We start from the raw sequence: 17050 nt of genomic DNA, 5'->3' as shown, positions 1-17050 counted from the left end.
CGGCGACGCGGGCAACGGCGTTGACGCGTGCGACGGAAGAGGACTAGTCCACCCTTGAAGGTAAGGGTAGCCTTACCTATAGTGGAGGCATGAGCAGCGCGTGCGAGCATCTGGAGGATCCGGACTGGGAAGCCCTGGAAGGAGCCGTGCTCATCGCGGGGGATGCCGCCGATGTCGGAGCCATCGCACGGGTCGCCTCCCGACTCCCGTGGAATGCGCAGGGTGTCATCCTCATCGAGGCGGCCGCCCGCATCCAATTCCGCCACATCGACGTGCCGCAGGGAGTATCGGTCCGCTGGCTGGTTCGCGCGGAGGGTGCGCACGCCCACACGCGGGGCGAGCGGTTGGCGAACGCCGTCTATGCCTGGTGCCTGGAGTGGACCTGCAGCGAGCCGCCCGAGCACTGGACGGTGTGGCTCGGCCCGCATACCCCGTCACGAGTGGCGCAGATGGCGCGCAGCCTTCTCGGCGTCGCGAACTGAGCGCAGCCGCGGTCAGCGCGTCGCGCCGACCGCGGCTGCTGTGGCGTTCGCGGTGATCGCGTCGAGCGCGCGGCGGAGTGCCGAGCTCGACGTGTGCGCCGTGTACGGGAAGTAGACGACCTCGACACCCACCTCCGCGAATTCGCTCTCGAGCCGCTGGCCCTTCTCCGTGCCGCGCCAGTCGTCGCCCTTGAAGAAGTGCGTGAACCGCACGTCGCGCCACGAATCCATCTTCGACGGCGTCGTCTCGACGTAGACGTCGTCGACGAAGGAGATGTGCCGCACGATCTCGGCACGCTCGGCGGTCGGGATGACCGGCTCGATCCCCTTGACCTGGCGCAGCATCTCGTCGCTCACGACGCCGGCGATCAGGATGTCGCAGTGCTGTTTGGCATGCCGCAACAGATTGAGATGCCCGACGTGGAACAGGTCGAAAGCTCCGACGGCATAGCCGATACGCGTCCCCATGATCTCCCCAGATCGATCATTCCCCAGTCGAACGGATCCCCACCCGTTCGTCGCGACTCCCACAGCCGCAGGGGACACTGTAGCAGTATCCGGTGCTCGGGCACATAGGAACTCATGGAACGATGGACCCGGAGCCGATGGGGTTGCGGAATGAAAGGGACCACGTGGGGGCAGGGGTCACGGTCATCGTGCCGACGTTCAACGAGCGCGACAACGTCGCTGAGCTCGTGCGGCGGACGGCTGCGGCGCTGGCGGGACGAGAGGCCGAGATCCTCTTCGTCGACGACAGCACCGATGACACCGCGGCCGAGGTGGAGCGGGTCGCCGCGGATGCGACGGTGCCCGTGCGCGTCATCCACCGTGCGGACAACGCCGGCGGTCTCGGCGGAGCGGTCGTCGTCGGACTGGAGGCCGCGCTCGCCGACGTGTGCATCGTGATGGACGGCGACCTGCAGCACCCCCCGGAGCTTCTGCCCGCGCTGCTGGACCGCTACTTGGCCGGCGACGCGGACGTCGTCGCGGCGTCCCGCTACATCGGCGGCGGAGACACCAGCGGGCTGGGGACGGCGGTGCGCTTCGGCGTCTCGCGCGCCGCCACCTGGTTGACCCGCGCGATGTTCCCTCGACGACTCGCCCGGAGCACCGATCCGATGACCGGGTTCTTCCTCGTCGACCGGCGGCGGCTCGACGTGGCCGCTCTGCGGCCACAGGGCTTCAAGATCCTCCTGGAGATCCTCGCCCGGACGGACCTGCGGATCGCGGAGGTCCCGATGGAGTTCGGCGAACGCCGACACGGCACCTCGAAGGCGAGCCTGCGGCAAGGGGCGACGTTCATCGCCCACCTGGCTCGGCTGCGTTTCGGCAAGATGTCCCTGTTCGCCGCGATCGGCGTCCTCGGCGCCATCGCCAACCTCGCGATCATGTGGGCCCTGACGGCGGCCGGCGTCCCCTACATCTGGGCGGCGATCATCGGTGCCGAGGTGACGATCGTCGGCAATTTCCTGCTGCAGGAGCGTTTCGTGTTCGCCGACATGCGCACCGACGCCCGCAGCACGACCGTCCGCTTCGCCGCCTCCTTCACGTTCAACAACGTCGAGGCGGCCCTGCGCATCCCGGTGATGGCGCTCATGGTCGAGACGTGGCACATCTCCAGCGTGCTCGCCACGGCGCTCTCGCTCATCGTGGCGTTCTTCGCCCGATTCCTCTTCCACTCCCTCGTCGTCTACGCGCCTCGTCGGCGACGGGAGGAGCGCCAGGCCGCGGGCGAGCCCGAGCCGGACACCGCGACCCTGCGCATCATCCGCGCCATCGATGCGGAGGCGATGAAGCCGGGCGAGCTCTAGTCCTCGACCGTTCGCGAGGTGCGGGCGGCGTGGTCGCGGCGCGGCGCAGAGAAGGGGAGACGAGATCTCGGGGCCGGTGCGGTCCCGCGACGGACGGCGACGGCGGCGGGGATCGCGGTCAGCGCGAACAGCAGCGCGAGCGTCCGGGACGAGGTGAGCAGAGGGCTGAAGAACGTGTCCCACGCTCCGAGCAGAGTGAGCCACACGACGATGCCGGGGGCGGCCTTGAGGGAGACGGCGCGGGCTACGGCGTAGATCGCGCATCCGAGAAGGACGAGCGCGAACGCCGCGCCCAACGGACCGAAGCGCAGCCACAGGTCGCCGAGCACCGAATGCACTTCGTACTGCCCGCCGAACATGTAGCCCTCGACGTACCCGTTGTCCGGATCGTAGTTGAGCTCGCTCATGCCGGTCTTGGCGATCCAGACGTCCTGTGAGGTGGGCAGGGTCCCGCTCCCGAAGCCCAGCGGGCGGGCGGAGATCAAGGCGGTCGCGGCGCCCAACTCTGGCCGCCCGCCGGCGATCAGCGACCCGGAGGTGTCGATCTGGGCCTGCGTGCGCTGCTGCGCGGCGTCGCCGAGGACTCCCTCAAGGATCAGAGCCTGCAGCATGCTGAACGCGGCGAGGCTCAACACGCCCAGGAGCACCAGGGTCTGTGCAGGGCGCGGACGCCTGGTTCCCGCCGGAAGGAAGATCTGCCACAGCACGATCACGGCGGCAAGGAGGAGAAAGGACGTCATCGATCGCGAGTCCGAGAAGAGGCAGACGCCCGCGAGGAGGGCGAGTGCCAGCAGATCCAGCGACCGCCGCCGGGAGGTCGACGTGAAGCCCAGGACGACGATGATGACCGGGACAGCGAGGGAGTACTTCCAGAGGTTGGCGGGGTTGCCTCCCGTGAGAGCCACATTCGCCAGTGCTCCCACCCCGAACGCGACGGCGGTGGCGCCGAGGCCGAGCTCGCTCCGCGCCCACAGGAGCACGCCGATGCCTCCCGCGAGGGACAGAAGCGTGAGGGACTGCTCGAGCATGAGGCTCGTCGAGGTCGCCCGCGTGGTCTCGAGGAAGGTGGTCGCCGCTCCCCAGACCGCCGCGCCGGCTGCGAGCACGAGCAACGGCCGAGCGAAACGGTAGCCGCGCAACGCCGGCCACCAGACCGGCAGCAGGACCACGGCCACGACGACGGAGATGCTGATACCGGGGCCGAACGTGAACCGCACCGCTGACGCTGCGGCTGCGGCCGCGGCGACGATGGAGGTGGTCGTCCACGACGTCACGCTGCGCATACGGAGGTCTCGGATCAGCGGAGGTCGCCGCGGAAGACACCGACCTCCGCGCCGAAGAGGTAGTCGACCGTGAGGGTGACGTCCTCACGGTCCTCCTCCGGAATGGTGAACAGGTAGACGCCCTCCGCGGCGTCTCCGGGGGAGAGCATCCCCTCGAACGGCACGCCACCGGGCCGGGTCAGCGTGCCGGCGGGTGCGCGGTCGGCGCCGGAGTACGCGTTCACAGCGACGTAGTCGAGGTCGAGCGGTTCGGAGCCGGTGTTGACGATCCTGACAGTGGCGCGCACGGCAGGACCCGAAGTCTCGCCGGCGAGTGCCGCCTCGCCCTGCACGGCTTCCACGCGGGCGAGGAGGATGTCCGCACCTTCCGCGACGATCGTGGCGTCGGGCTCCACCGGCGCGAGCTCGGCGAACGGGAGGCCGCTCTCTGACGGAGCGGGCCGCGGCGTCTCCGTCGGGCGCGGCGCGTCGGTGGACACGATGTCACGGGGCGGGACGGTCGGCGTGCTCGTCGGTTCCGGCTGCTCGGCGGGAGTCAGCATCGGGGGAACGAGGAACGCGGCGGCCACGGCGAGACCGACCACCACGACCAGGATCGTCAGGGGAAGCCAGACGCGTCGGCGTCCCGGTGCGTAGTCCTCGTGCACGTCCTTCATGTGATCCCCACTCCCCGGTGTCCTCGCGGTGCGAGAGACGGTGCTCCGAGTTTAGACTGGCGCCCCTGTCGAGCGGTGCCGGGACAGGAATCGTCTTCCATCCCTGACCCCGCGCCATGCTGCGCGCAGCGGCGGAAGGGGGCGGAGGAACTGTCGCCGGCCGCCCCGGAGCAGCACCTGCCAGGCGTTGCGCGGAGCCGACCGTTCCCATGCCGCGACGTCATCGTCGTCGAGATGCAGCGCCGCGAAGAGCAGGCGGTTCCGGACGTTGTAGTAGTAGTAGAGCTCGGATTTCGCCTCGGCTCGCTGCCCGCGACCGCGATGAGTGCTGCCTTCGTCATGGATGGCCGTCGCGTCGTCGACCACCACCAGCCGCGCACCCGCGCGTGCGGCGCGCACGGAGATGTCGACGTCCTCCCAGTAGAGGAAGTACTCCTCGTGGAAGCCTCCCGTCAGTTCCCACACGGATCGCGGGATGAGCATGCACGCGCCGCTGATCCACGGCAGCCGCCGTGCCGAGGGTTGCTCCCGCCGCCTCCGCGGGCCGCCCATCGCACCGTCGTCCAGATAGACGTCCATCCCGGCGAACCACACGCGACCGTCCGCGTCGACCACGCGGGGAGAGGCGAGGGTCAGGCCGTCCGCCGTGGCATCCAGCAGAGCGGCGACGGAACCGCCGTCGATACGGGCGTCCGGGTTGAGGAGCAGGAGGTCGGTGGCACCGAGCACGTCGAGCGCGTGCGCGGCGCCGGCGTTCACCCCGCCGCCGAAGCCGGCGTTCGTCGCCATCGGGACGAGGTCCCAGCCCCGCGCGGCGCAGAGCGCCGACACGGTCTCCCGCTCCGTCGGCGTGGACAGATTGTCGACGACGACGATCCGGGCCTCCGGAACATCGGAGGCCGTGGAGACGAGGTTCGACTCGAGCAGTCGGGCGGCGCCGTAATTGACGACGACCACCGCGAGGACCCGCGCGCTCATCCATGCTCCTCTCTGGCCGCACGCGAAGATCAGCCGGGCGCAGCCTGTGGATATAGTGAAGGCTACATTCGACGTCGCCTGGGGGAGTTGTCGTGTCAGAGATCCGAGCGGCGATGGGACGCCTGCAGCAGGCGCAGAAGTCGTCCAAAGGGGCGGCGGCCTATTCCCGCTACATCAACCGACCACTCGGTCGGCCGATGGCCGCGCTCGCGTACGTGATGGGGATGACCCCCACGCAGGTCACACTGGTCAGCGCGGCGTTCACCCTGACCGGTGTCGCCCTGATCGCCACCTTGCCGCCCGAGATCTGGTCTTCGATCCTCGTATCCGTCCTGCTCGTCCTCGGTTACGCGCTCGACTCCGCCGATGGCCAGCTCGCGCGGCTGACAGGCTCCGGATCGTTGGCGGGAGAGTGGCTCGACCACTTCTTCGATGCGATCAAGCTCGCGACCATCCATCTCGCGGTGCTCGTCTGCTGGTTCCGGTTCTTCGACCTTCCGGACGGCTGGCTGCTCGTCCCGCTGGTGTTCGCGGCTTCGGCCAACGTGTTCTTCTTCGGGATCATCGCCGCCGACTTCCTCCGCCGCGTGCACCGTCTGCAGCACCCTCAAGCGCCCGCTGAGACGCCTCGCGAGGCTTGGCGGTCCGGTGGGTTGTACTCCTTGGCGGTCATCCCGACGGACTACGGCTTCCTCTGCCTGGTGTTCGCGGTGCTGTGGTGGCAGCCGGTCTTCGTCGTCCTCTATACCGCGCTGGCCGTGATCAACGTGCTCATGCTTCTTCTCGCCGCGATGCGTTGGTACCGGTCGATCCGAGGGTTGGCGATCCATGTCTGAGGGGCAGCGTCCGATCCGCGTCATGCAGTCCTTCGGTGCGCCTCGGGTCACCACGAATCCCTACATCACCATGCTGGATGAGGCGCTCACTGCGACGCCGGGCATCGAGCATCTCCGGTTCTCCTGGCGCGAGGCCCTTCTCGGTCGATACGACGTGTTCCACTGGCACTGGCCTGAGGTGAAGCTCCACGGGGGATCGGCCGTCTCTTCCGTCGGCAAATACGTCCTGACGGCGCTGCTCTCGTTACGGCATTCCCTGTCACGGCGGATCGCGGTCGTGCGCACGGTGCACAACCTGGAACTGCCGGACGACAACGCCGCCCGGCTGTGGCTGCTGCGACGGATCGACCGCCAGGCCGATCACCGCATCGTGTTGAACGAGACGACTCCGCTCCCTGCTGGAACGGCGCAATCGCTCATCCTGCACGGCCATTACCGGGATTGGTACCGGCCGCAACCGCGAGCGGAGCGGATCCGCGGACGACTGGGGACGTTCGGAGGGGTCCGACGGTACAAGGGAGTGTCCGGCTTCGTCGATGCCTACGCCGCTGCCGTCGCCGTCGATCCCGAGATGAGTGTCGTCATCGGCGGGAAGGCGTCGAGCGCGGACCTGGCCGACGATCTGCGCGAGCGTGTGGCGGACCTGCCGCAGGTCACGCTCCGTCTGGAGTTTCTGAGCGACGCCGAGCTGGTCGAGCTCGTCACAGGTTCCGAGCTGGTCGTGCTGGCCTATCGATTCATGCACAACTCTGGGAGCGTACTCGCAGCGCTGTCGCTCGATCGGCCCGTCCTCGTGCCGCGCAATGCGCCCAATGAGGCGCTCGCCGCCGAGGTGGGGCCGGAGTGGGTGCAGATGTACGACGGCGAGCTGGATGGTGAGCGGCTGCGCGCCGCCCTGGCCGCGGTGCGGCAGATCACCACGGAGAGACCGGACCTGTCTCGGCGCGAGTGGGACGACGCCGGCGCTGCCCACGCACACGCGTACCGTTCGGCGCTTCGAGCTCGGCACTCCCGCGTCCGTCCCCGTGGCCGCACGAAGGAGGAGACATGATGCGAGAAGCGGCTTTCCGTCTCAAGACTGCGGCGGGCGGACGGAGCAGCACGGCCGCTTATCGGGACTTCCTCGTCGTGGATGCTCTGCCTCCGGAGGAGGCCATCGAGCTGAGCGCCCGGAGGTCCGCCGCGCACGCGCGCTTCGCGTTCGAGCACAGCACGTTCTACCGCGAGCTGTATTCCGCGCACGGCTTCTCCGCCGAGGATCTGCGCGACCCCGCGTCGTTCTCCTCGCTGCCCATCGTCGACAAGACGATGCTCCGCGAGAACTTCGAGAGCATTCGCACGGATGAAGCCGATGCGCGCACCAGCGTCGTCTCGAAGACGGGTGGGAGTACGGGTCTGCCGCTGCACCTGCTGCGAGACCTCCGTTTTCCTGCCCGCGCACTCGAGTGGCGCCTGTTCGAGTGGTGGGGGGTGAAACCCTGGGATGACCGGGCGATCGTGACGCGCCACGTGCTCACCGGGGCGGCCCGCCTGCGCCACGACCTCGGGTGGCTCCCCTCGCGACGGGTGCAGCTCGACGCCTTCCAGATCACGGACGATGCGGTGCGAGCGTTCGTGGAGCGCTGGAACCGGGTGGAGCCCCGTTTCCTGATCGGCTATGGCGGCGGCGTCCTGGACACGGTCCGGCGGATGCGTCGACTGGGGCTCCGGGTCGTTCCGCCGGCGGCCGTGGCCGTGACGGCGGCTCCGCTGTCCCCTGGCACGAGGGCGGAGATCGAGGACGCCTTCGGCGCGCCGTGCTACGACCACTACCGCTCGGCCGAGATCCCCTGGATGGCGGGTGAGTGCGCCGAGCAGAGCGGACTCCACGTCTTCTCCGACGTGCGACGCATCGAGATCGTCGATGAGGCGGATCGGGTCCTGCCCGAGGGACGGGAAGGAGAGGTCATCGTCTCGGATCTGACGAACCGGGTCTTCCCGATCGTCCGATATCGTCTCGGCGACATCAGCAGCTATCGACCAGGGGTGTGCGCGTGCGGGCGGGGGCTTCCTCGGCTGGGCGCGATCTCGGGCCGCTCCTCCGATGCCGTGCGCCTGCCGGATGGGACCACGATCGCGGGCGCTCTCGGACACATCTTCGACGACGCGCCCCTGTCCATCCGTCAGTTCGAGATCGTCCAGGACGCGGATTACGCGGTGACCTTGCGGTGCATACCCGCGGACGGGCAGGACGTACAGGCCGGCATCGACGGCGCGGAGGCGAAGCTGCGTCACGCGACCAGAGGCCTCGTCCCCGTTCGTGTCGAGCGCGTCGACCACATTCCTCAGGTCGGCGGGAAGATGCGCTTCATCCGCAGTTCGGTCGGCACCGATCTGTCCGGGGATCCGTCGTGAATATCTCGGTTGCACAACGATCGTCGTCCGAGCGTGTGTAAACTGTGCCGTGGCCGTCGCCCGTCCGGGTAGGCGGTGCGTACCGATACTGCACACCATCTCGCCCGGAGGGGGCTGGTTGGAGGGGCGCGGTGTACGCGGGTTAGACCCCTAGGAGACTCAGTTGCGTTCGCGACGTCGCTCGACCCTCACCCGACCCTCCCCTTCACGAACCTCGGCCGCCCTGGCGTCGGTCGTCGCGGCCACGACGATCGTGGCCGGCCTCTTCGGTGCTTCCCCCGCGGCGGCCGCCGACAGCGATTCCGCCGACGTGCTGCTGCGCGATGACTTCGATCGCGCGGCACCGTCCGGATGGGGGGCTTCCGACAACGGCCTCGCCTACTCGTCGTGGTCGTCCCGCGCCGAGGTGGCCAGTGTGGCCGATGGCGCGGCGGCCCTCACCCTCGACCCCGGAGAGTCCGCCTATCTCACCCCGCAGGCCGTCCGGGCGCGAGACGTCCGCGTCTCGGCGGATCTCCGCCTCGACGCAACCGGTGGTCGGGGCTACTACGCCTACACGACGCGCGTCCAGGCCGACGGCTCCGCCTACCGAGTCCGACTGCTGACCGACGCCGAGGGGCAGGCGCAGCTCTCCGTCATCCGGACCCGGGGAGGTATGGAGACGGAGCTGAAAAGCGTGGCCGTTCCCTTGAGCGTTCTCGGCGACGGATGGGTCACGTTCGACGCCACGGTCACCGGGGCCGACGCCGTCGACTTCGAAGCGCGCCTCACGCCGGTCGGCTCCTCACCTGGGGCGCCCCAGCTCCGGACGACCGACTCCTCCGCCGCCCGGCTTTCCGGCGCGGGAGGCTTCGCCGTCTGGGCCTATGCATCGAGCAGCGCGACCGCGCCGGTCGACCTGCGGATCGACTCGCTGGATGCCACGGTCGCCGACGCGCCCTTGAGTGCCGAGCAGCCCGAACCGCAGCCGGAGCCGCAGCCCGAACCGGAGCCGGAACCGCAGCCGGAGCCGGAACCGCAGCCGGAACCGGAGCCGCAGCCCGAGCCGCAGCCCGGGACCCCCGAACGCGGTGCGGCTCCTGTCGGCACCGCCCAGTACGCGGTGCCCGCCGGTGCCTTGTTCGTCGATGCGCGGAGCACCGCGGAGAGCCCCACCGGCACAATGGTCGCACCGTACCGTTCCGTTCAAGCTGCCGTGAACGCCGCCCGCCCCGGATCCACGGTCGTCCTTCGGGCTGGCGTCTATCATCAGTCCGTCGATGTCCCGTACAGCAAGACGTTGACCATCCAGGCCTACCCGGGAGAGGCCGTCTGGTTCGATGGCTCGACACGGGTCGCGAACTGGACGAAGTCCGGGTCGGCATGGGTCAGTGCCGGATGGACGGCGGAATTCGACGACGACATGCTCAACGGCAATGCCGGATGGTTCGTCGACCCGGCGTACCCGATGGCGAACCACCCGGACCAGCTCTACATCGACGGTGTCCCGCAGCGTCAGGTCGCCACGGCCGCTGAGGTCGTTGCCGGGACGTTCGCCGTCGACGACGCCCGCGACCGGTTGATCCTCGGGACCGACCCTTCCGGTAAGGAGGTGCGGGCGAGCGACCTCGGACAGGCGCTCAACGTACAGTCGGCGAATTCCGTGCTGCAGGGCTTCGGTGTCCGGCGCTACGCGACCTCCTACGACGTGCTCGGCACCGTCCGTATGCACAACGTCGGCGTCACGGTACGCGACCTCGTCATCGAGGACAACGCGACGATCGGGCTGTTCGTGGGTAACGACCGGGCGAAGATCGACGATCTGACCGTCCGCAGGAACGGGCTGCTCGGGATGTCGATAACCACGGCGTACGGCACGACCTTCACGGACTCTCTCATCACCGACAACAACACCGAGCGGTTCAACGGTTCGCCCGTCGCCGGCGGGGTCAAGGTCACTCGCACCCGCGGCATCGTGATGAGCAACGTCGACACGAGCCGCAACGTGGGCAGCGGGACCTGGTTCGACGAGTCGTGCTACGACGTCAAGATCCTCGACGTGACGTCGAACGGGAACACCGAGATCGGGATCCACGCGGAACTGTCGTCCCAGGTCACCATCGCGCGGAGTCAGGCGTTCGACAACCGCGAGGGGATTCGCATCTTCGACACCGAGAACGTACTGATCACGAACAACGACCTCGGGAACAATGCGCGCCACGATCTCAATCTCATGCAGGACGAACGACGCCAGGCCACCCATCGTGTGGGCCGCGACCCGCGTGTCGACGGAGTGGATCCGACCGTGACCTGGATCACGCGCAACATCACCATCCGCAACAACGTGTTCGGTGCGGGCGGACCCCGCGCTATCTTCGCCCACGACACGGCGACGGGGCGCGCGGTGAACACGTGGAATGTCACGATCGACGGCAACCTGTTCAGCAGCTCCACTCGTGGCCCGTCGATGGTCACCTGGGGAGGGTCTGGCGACGTCTACGAGACGTTCTCGACGCCCGCGCAGCTCGCCGCGGCGAAGAACCCCGGTTGGCGCAACGCGCAGACGGCCGTTGCCCAACCCTTCGCGGACATGAGGGACGACATCGCCGCGAACACCGCCATCGCCCGGCCGCTCCCGTCAGCGGTCGCGAGTCTGCTGGGCATCGCGACGGGCACAGTGATGCTCGGCAGCGGCCGGTGAGCATCTCCCGGTCCGCCCTCCGGGGCGGACCGGGTCGCGTCCCGGCTCCGTCCAGGCACAATGGAGGTGTGACCCACGACTCTCGTGCCCCGCATCTCCTCGTGCACCCGGGATGGGAGCTGTTCGGCTCCGATCGTATGCTCCTCGAGACCGCGACAGCGCTGCGGGAGCGAGGGGAGCCGGTCGTCGTCGTGTTGCCGCGACGTGGCCCTCTCGTGGACGAACTGCAGGCACTCGGCGCGCAGGTGCTCCTTCCCCCGATGTTCGTGCTGCGCAAGTCGTCCCTTCGCCCCCGGAACTGGCTGCGGTCCGCGCGGGACGCGGTCCAGGGCTTCGCTGCCTCCATCGCGATCGTCCGGCGGCTGCGTCCCCGGAGCATCTACGTGAGCACTATCGTCCTGCCCACCTGGCCCCTCGTGGGTCGACTGAGCCGTATACCGACCGTCACCCATGTCCACGAGGCGGAGGCCTCCGCGTCCCGCTGGGTGAACCTCGCACTCTACGCACCGCATCTCGCGGCGCATCGGGTCGTCGCGAACAGCCGCTTCACGTTGCAGACCGTTCAAGCGGCGCTTCCTGCCCTCGCTCGGCGCGCAGCGGTCATCCCCAACGGCGTGGCCGCCCCCTCCGAGATCGACGAGCCGCGGCCGTACGTGGACCGCCTCCGTATCGGTTACGTCGGTCGGCTCTCGCACCGGAAGGGCCCCGACCTCGCCATCGAGGCCTTGGCCGAGCTCGCCGCCGCCGGCGTCGACGCCGATCTCCATCTGGTGGGTGCCGCTTTCGTGGAGAACGCGGGATACGAGCGGGAGCTGCGCGAGCGTGCGGAGGCGCTCGGCGTCGGCGATCGCGTGACGTTCCTCGGATTCCAGTCCGACGTCTGGCCGTTCCTCGCCGGCATCGATGTGCTCGTCGTGCCTTCCCGGCAGGACGAGTCCTTCGGCAACACCGCCGTCGAGGGCGTGCTCGCCGCTCGGCCGGTGGTCGCATCGGACATCCCCGGGCTTCGCGAGGCGGTCGGCACCTATCAGAGCGTCGCCTTCACGACGCCGGGGGAATCCCAGGAGCTCGCCGCGGCACTGCGGTCCGTGGTGGACGGCTGGGAGGAGCGGCGGGCCGACGCGCTCTCCGCCCGCGCGTCGGCGCTGCACAGGTTCGCTCCGGCGACCTACCGCCGGACCACGGCGGAGTTCCTGACCTCGGTCGCGCCGCGCTGACCGTCCGCCTTCAGCGGGAGAGGAGATCCGGGGTCGGCGGCACGAGGAACGCCGAGACCTGTCGGTAGAGCGCCGATGCCTCCAGGGCGGTGCGCTCCAGCATCGCCCGGTGCGCCCGCGCGGCGTCGTGGTGGGCGTCCGGGATGTCGAACGGGTTCGAGCGCCGACGACCGAGGAGGGTCCTTCGGGTTTTCGGTGGGGCGACGAACCCGCGTCGCCCGTGCAAGGCCGCCGCGTATGCGGCGAGGCCGTCCGCTGCGCGCCCGTCATCCAGGAGGGCGCTCGCATTCTCCGCGCCGAAGACCGCGGCACCCAGATGGAGGGCCTCGCGCAGGGTGAACGCCTTGGACCGCGCCTGCGGGACCAGCTGAGAGATGAAAGAGCGTTCCGCTCGGCTTGCCGTGAGGATGAGGTCGGCGGTGCGGATACGGTCGGCGTCGACGGCGGAGGAGCGATGGTCGTCGGCGCCGGCACCCGCGCCCACCGCGCGCGCCACCTCGACCGCCGCCTCACACATCGGCCGGTTCCCGGGGCCCACGCGGATCCCGGCGCTGGTGATGTCCCAGAGCTGTTCCTCAGCGCTCGCACGAAGGACCTGTGTCATCAGGGGCGACCGACAGATGTTCGCCTCGCAGACGAAGATGAGCGTGTGTGCCACGTGTTCCCCTCGGTGCCGAGTCGGAACCGCCGACCCGCTTTCCAACATAGGCGATAATGAGGTGCTGCGAACCGGCGCACAGATCGCACGGCGTCGTGCCGAGGGGGACGGGAACACATGACACTGCAGGATTACTTCCAGGCGCTGAGGGGTCACTGGGTGGTGATCATCGTGCTCACGCTCCTGGGGGGCGGAGCGGCATACGGGTATTCTCAGCTCGTCGACCCGGAGTACCGGGCGGAAGCCCAGGTGATGGTGATCCCGACTCGAGGCGAGAGCACCAGCGAACTGCTGCAGGGCTCCAACTACGTCCAGAGTCTCGTCCAGACATACACGCTCCTCGTGGTCTCGCCCACCGTGCTCGGTCCGGTCATCGAGGAGGTCGGCCTCGACGAGACGCCCAACCGGCTCGCCCGCCGCGTCGACGTCAACGTGCCGCTCAACACGGTCGTCATCGAGATCGGCGTCACCGACGCCGACGGCGAGACCGCGCAGGAGACCGCGAACGCCATCGCGAGCGAGCTCGCTGTCGCGGTTCGGGACATCTCCCCACTGGGGGCTGACGAGAAGCCCGCCGTGCGGATCGAGACCATCTCGCCCGCCCGGACGCCGACAGTGCCCATCTCGCCCAACACCCGCAACAATGTCGCTCTCGGCGCGGCAGGCGGCCTCCTCCTTGGTGTCGTGTACGCCGTGCTGCGCCGACGGTTCGCGACCCGTATCGTGAGCGCGAGCTCGCTCGGCGAGATCACCGACGTCGCGGTTCTCGGGGAGATCCCCGAGGCCGCGGACAATCAGACGCTCGCCCGGGTCATTCGCTCGCAGCCCGACGGACGCATCGCGGAGGCGATGCGGCAGGTCTCCGCGAGCCTGCGATTCGTCGACGTCGACAAGAGCCGACGGGTGATCCTGGTGACCTCGTGTTCGGCACAGGAGGGCAAGTCTTCCGTCGGTCTGGGGCTCGCGCTGACGCTCGCCGAGGGGGGACGGACGGTCCTCTTCATCGAGGCGGACCTGCGGCGCCCCAGTACCGCGCGCTACACCCAGCTCGAAGGGGCGGTGGGTCTCACCACGGTGTTGATCGGTGACGTCGAGCTGGATGATGCGGTGCAGCAGTGGGGTCGCCCCGGGCTGGACATCCTCACGGCCGGTGCGCAGCCTCCGAACCCGGGGCAGCTGCTGTCCAGTGGCGAGCTGCACAAGGTCGTCGACGACGCGCGGGAGAAGTACGACTACGTCATCATCGACACCGCGCCGGTTCTCTCCGTGAGTGACGCTCTCTGGCTCTCGACCACGGCCGACGGCACCCTGTTCGTCGTTCGCGCCCATCGCACGAAGGGGACCGAGCTCGCGCGTGCGCTCTCGTCGCTCGAGTCCACGCGGACGCCGGTCCTCGGCATCGTCCTCAACGGCATCCGCGGCGCGGCGAAGAGCCCGTACTATACGGACGAGCGCCCTCGCGGGCTGCGTCCTCGGCTGAGCCGCCGCGGCGCCCGAGGCTGAGGCCCCGTGAACTCGCTCCTGGCGCTCGGCGCCCGCGCGGCCACCATGGTCGTCTCCCTCGTCTGCGGTGTGATCACCACCAGGATGATCCTGGGCGAGACCGACGTCGAGCACTACGCGCTCTATACGCTGCTCATCACGATTCCATCGCTGCTGACGTTCACGGACCTCGGCAGTGGTGCGGTGCTGGTCAATGCGGTGGCGACCAGCGAAGACGTCCGTACGGACCGCAAGCTGCGCCTTCAGGTGACGTCGGTCGGACGGATCCTGCTGCTCTTCGCCTCCGGCCTCATGATCATCAACACCGTGCTGCTCGTCAGCGGGGGATGGCGCGTGCTGTTCGGGGATGCGGGAGCCATCCCCGGGGCTCCCCTCGCCGCCTTCCTGTGCATCACGCTGTTCAGCCTCACGGTGACCCTCGGCGTGTGGTTCCGGATCCTGCTGGGACAGCGCCGCAACCACCTCGTCATCCTCGTGCAAGGCCTCATCTCCCCCCTCACGCTCGGCGGCGTCTGGCTCCTGCTCACCGTCGGAGGCCGGGCCTTCGACTCCTTCCTCGCACTCGCCTCGTACGGCGCCTCCCTGATCACCGCCGTCATCGGGTTCACCCTGGTGACGCGTTCGACCGCGCCTCTCATCCCCGACGCCCTCCGCGTCCTGTTCCGATGGCGGCGTGTGCCCGGCGTGCGGGTGATGGACGTGGGGTGGCCGATGCTGGCGCAGATGGTCACGTATCCCATCGCCGTCGGCTCGCAGCGGTACGTGCTCGCCCAGTACGGCACGCCGACCGACGTCGCGGAGTACGGTGTCGCAGGCCAGGTGTTCTTCGCGCTCAACGGGTTGGTCATGGCCGCAGGGGTGGCACTCTGGCCACAGTTCGCGCGGCGGCGGCACCGCGGCGAGCTCACGCGCGGGCCGTATCTGCTGTCCCTCCTCTTCGGCGGTGCTGTGGCCATGGCGACGGCGCTCGTCTGGCTGATCGGTCCCTGGCTGTTCGACTTCATCACGCGCGGCGAACTGGAGGTCCGCCCCTCGACGATCCTCGCGTTCGGCGCCATGATCATGCTGACGGCCGCCGTCTATCCCCTGGGCATGTTCATCATGGACAAACCGGGTATCCGCTTCCAGGTCGTTCCGACGTTGGCGATGGCGGCGCTGAGCATCGCGCTGTCGGTCGTGCTGACACCGCTGCTGGGCATCATCGGGCCGCTGCTCGGCGTGGCGTTCGCGCTGACCGTCTGCCAGCTCATCCCGTACGCCATCTACATCCACCGCCACCGTGGGCGCCTGCTCGCTTCCGACCGCGCCCACGATCCGGCGGCCGAAGACGATCCGGCCTCCGCAGGCCAGCCGGGTTAGCCGGTCCACTCCTCCGCTCGGCGACGCGCGCGCCTCGCCGAGTCGTGGAACGACTCCCCGCGCGCGATCCGCAGCGCCAGATCCTCGTAGGCTTCGGCGACGGCGTCCCACGTGAAATCATCGGCGGCGCGGGTCCGGGCGGCAGCTCCGGCTCTGGCCACGCCGTCCGCGTCGGCCTCGGCGGCGGTGATCGCGGTGGCCGCCTGGGCCGGGTCCGAGAAGTACCAACCATGGCCGTCGAGGACCTCACGGTTGAAGACGACGTCGTACGCGATCACGGCCGTGCCGGCTCCCATGGCGCGCAGGAGCGACGGGTTCGTCCCCCCGACGGAATGACCGTGGAGGTAGGTGAAGGCGTGGTGGTAGAGCGCGTCGAGAAGGTCTTGGTCGTACACCGCGCCGAGGAGGCGGATCCGGTCGTCCGCGGACGCGAGGTCGTCGATGGCCGCGGTGTAGTCGGCGGCATAGGGGGCGGAGCCCACGACCACGAGGGGCTTCCCGGCCGCAGACGCGGCGTACCCCTCGACGATCTCACGGACATGGTTCTCGGGTTCGAACCGCGCGACCACGAGGTGGTACTCGCCGGGCTCGAGGCCGAGCGCGCGGATGCCGGCCACCGGTGCGTCGTCGAGGAGAGGGGCGCCGTAGCGGATCATCTCGCTGGCCACGCCGAACTGGTGATCGTAGTATTCGGCGATGCCGGGAGCGTCGGCGATGATCGCATCGGCCGTCCGCACGCCGAACGACTCGGCCCAGCGATAGTAGGCCTTTCCACGGGGCCCCCACTTCGAGCGTCGCCACTCGAGTCCGTCCATGTGGAGCGCGACGGGGATGCCCCGGGCGCGCAGCAACGGGAGGAACGGCGAGTTGGCGGCGTTGAAGACGAAAGCTGCGTCGGGACGGGCCCTGGTGACCGCGTGCACGGTCGACAGCGCGGTGTGGCTCAGCGTCTCGAGCGCTTTGTGCCGTACCGCCGGCAGGGTCACCCTCCGCATCCCCAGGTGTACATCGCCCGCGGTTCCGGCATCCCGCCCGTACACCAGCACACGGTGTCCCCGGGCGACGAGCCGCCGCCCGACCTCTTCGACGGCCGTCTCGAATCCTCCGTATGCGGCGGGGATTCCGCGCGTGCCGATCAGCGCGATGCGGAGCGAGGGAGAGGGGGACGTCGCGGCGGAGTGCATCGGAACAGT

At 69.1% G+C, this 17050-nt stretch carries 15 protein-coding genes; 9 read left to right on the top strand and 6 right to left on the bottom strand.

The genetic code is table 11. The annotated features are described in order from the left end of the window. The first annotated feature begins 89 nt into the window (after nt 1–89). Entirely contained in the window at nt 90–482 is a 393-nt protein-coding gene (locus CYL12_RS10315) for an SIP domain-containing protein (protein ID WP_101847523.1), read from the top strand. Nucleotides 483–494: 12 nt separating this feature from the next. Here the strand turns inward: CYL12_RS10315 and CYL12_RS10310 are convergent, their stop codons facing one another. Further along, nucleotides 495–950 carry an adenylyltransferase/cytidyltransferase family protein gene (locus tag CYL12_RS10310; RefSeq protein WP_101847522.1) on the bottom strand — a complete coding sequence of 152 codons (456 nt, stop codon included), beginning with the start codon at nt 948–950 and terminating at the stop codon, nt 495–497. 164 nt (nt 951–1114) lie between these two features. Here CYL12_RS10310 and CYL12_RS10305 point away from each other — a divergent pair, with 164 nt between their 5' ends. Beyond that, nucleotides 1115–2293 (top strand): glycosyltransferase, encoded by a 1179-nt coding sequence (locus CYL12_RS10305; protein WP_233486708.1) that lies wholly within the window; start codon nt 1115–1117, stop codon nt 2291–2293. Here CYL12_RS10305 and CYL12_RS10300 read toward each other — a convergent pair. Genes CYL12_RS10300 through CYL12_RS10290 form a run of 3 tightly spaced genes read right to left on the bottom strand, consistent with a single transcriptional unit; the run spans nt 2290 to nt 5210 of the window. Next, nucleotides 2290–3567 (bottom strand): hypothetical protein, encoded by a 1278-nt coding sequence (locus CYL12_RS10300; RefSeq protein WP_158297155.1) that lies wholly within the window; start codon nt 3565–3567, stop codon nt 2290–2292. The genes CYL12_RS10305 and CYL12_RS10300 overlap by 4 nt on opposite strands. Before the next feature lie 23 nt (nt 3568–3590). After that, nucleotides 3591–4232: a hypothetical protein gene (locus CYL12_RS10295; protein ID WP_101847519.1), complete on the bottom strand. Its 642-nt coding sequence runs from the start codon at nt 4230–4232 to the stop codon at nt 3591–3593. A gap of 51 nt (nt 4233–4283) precedes the next feature. Next, entirely contained in the window at nt 4284–5210 is a 927-nt protein-coding gene (locus tag CYL12_RS10290; RefSeq protein WP_101847518.1) for a glycosyltransferase family 2 protein, read from the bottom strand. 92 nt (nt 5211–5302) lie between these two features. Between CYL12_RS10290 and CYL12_RS10285 the strand changes: the two genes are divergently transcribed. From CYL12_RS10285 to CYL12_RS10260, 5 genes are all read left to right on the top strand, one after another. Then, nucleotides 5303–6046 carry a CDP-alcohol phosphatidyltransferase family protein gene (locus tag CYL12_RS10285; protein WP_101847517.1) on the top strand — a complete coding sequence of 248 codons (744 nt, stop codon included), beginning with the start codon at nt 5303–5305 and terminating at the stop codon, nt 6044–6046. Continuing rightward, a complete protein-coding gene (locus CYL12_RS10280) occupies nt 6039–7097 on the top strand; it encodes a glycosyltransferase family protein (protein WP_101847516.1) in 1059 nt (352 codons plus the stop codon). Before CYL12_RS10285 ends, CYL12_RS10280 begins: the two co-directional genes overlap by 8 nt. Further along, nucleotides 7094–8440, top strand: a complete 1347-nt coding sequence (locus CYL12_RS10275; protein ID WP_158297154.1) for a phenylacetate--CoA ligase family protein — start codon at nt 7094–7096, stop codon at nt 8438–8440. Before CYL12_RS10280 ends, CYL12_RS10275 begins: the two co-directional genes overlap by 4 nt. A gap of 163 nt (nt 8441–8603) precedes the next feature. Next, nucleotides 8604–11120, top strand: a complete 2517-nt coding sequence (locus CYL12_RS17200; protein ID WP_158297153.1) for a right-handed parallel beta-helix repeat-containing protein — start codon at nt 8604–8606, stop codon at nt 11118–11120. Nucleotides 11121–11188: 68 nt separating this feature from the next. Continuing rightward, nucleotides 11189–12337, top strand: coding sequence for a glycosyltransferase family 4 protein (locus CYL12_RS10260; protein WP_101847514.1), 1149 nt, complete (start codon nt 11189–11191; stop codon nt 12335–12337). A gap of 10 nt (nt 12338–12347) precedes the next feature. Here the strand turns inward: CYL12_RS10260 and CYL12_RS10255 are convergent, their stop codons facing one another. Further along, the gene (locus tag CYL12_RS10255; protein WP_158297152.1) at nt 12348–12995 is read right to left on the bottom strand and encodes an arsenate reductase/protein-tyrosine-phosphatase family protein; all 648 of its coding nucleotides are present in this window, start codon (nt 12993–12995) and stop codon (nt 12348–12350) included. Between the two features lie 117 nt (nt 12996–13112). On the opposite strand from CYL12_RS10255, the gene CYL12_RS10250 reads away from it, so the two are divergent. Together CYL12_RS10250 and CYL12_RS10245 are read left to right on the top strand one after the other, a co-directional pair. Further along, nucleotides 13113–14498, top strand: a complete 1386-nt coding sequence (locus CYL12_RS10250) for a tyrosine-protein kinase domain-containing protein (protein WP_101847512.1) — start codon at nt 13113–13115, stop codon at nt 14496–14498. Between the two features lie 6 nt (nt 14499–14504). After that, a complete protein-coding gene (locus tag CYL12_RS10245; protein WP_101847511.1) occupies nt 14505–15857 on the top strand; it encodes a lipopolysaccharide biosynthesis protein in 1353 nt (450 codons plus the stop codon). On the opposite strand, the gene CYL12_RS10240 is transcribed toward CYL12_RS10245, so the two are convergent. Then, nucleotides 15854–17041, bottom strand: a complete 1188-nt coding sequence (locus CYL12_RS10240) for a DUF1972 domain-containing protein (RefSeq protein WP_158297151.1) — start codon at nt 17039–17041, stop codon at nt 15854–15856. The two genes, CYL12_RS10245 and CYL12_RS10240, sit on opposite strands and share 4 nt — an antisense overlap. Nucleotides 17042–17050 lie beyond the last annotated feature (9 nt).

It is taken from the genome of Zhihengliuella sp. ISTPL4, assembly GCF_002848265.1.
In the GTDB taxonomy this organism is placed as follows: Bacteria; Actinomycetota; Actinomycetes; order Actinomycetales; family Microbacteriaceae; genus Microbacterium.
Note: the sequence above shows the minus strand (reverse complement) of the source record. Positions and strands in the feature narration are given on the sequence as shown.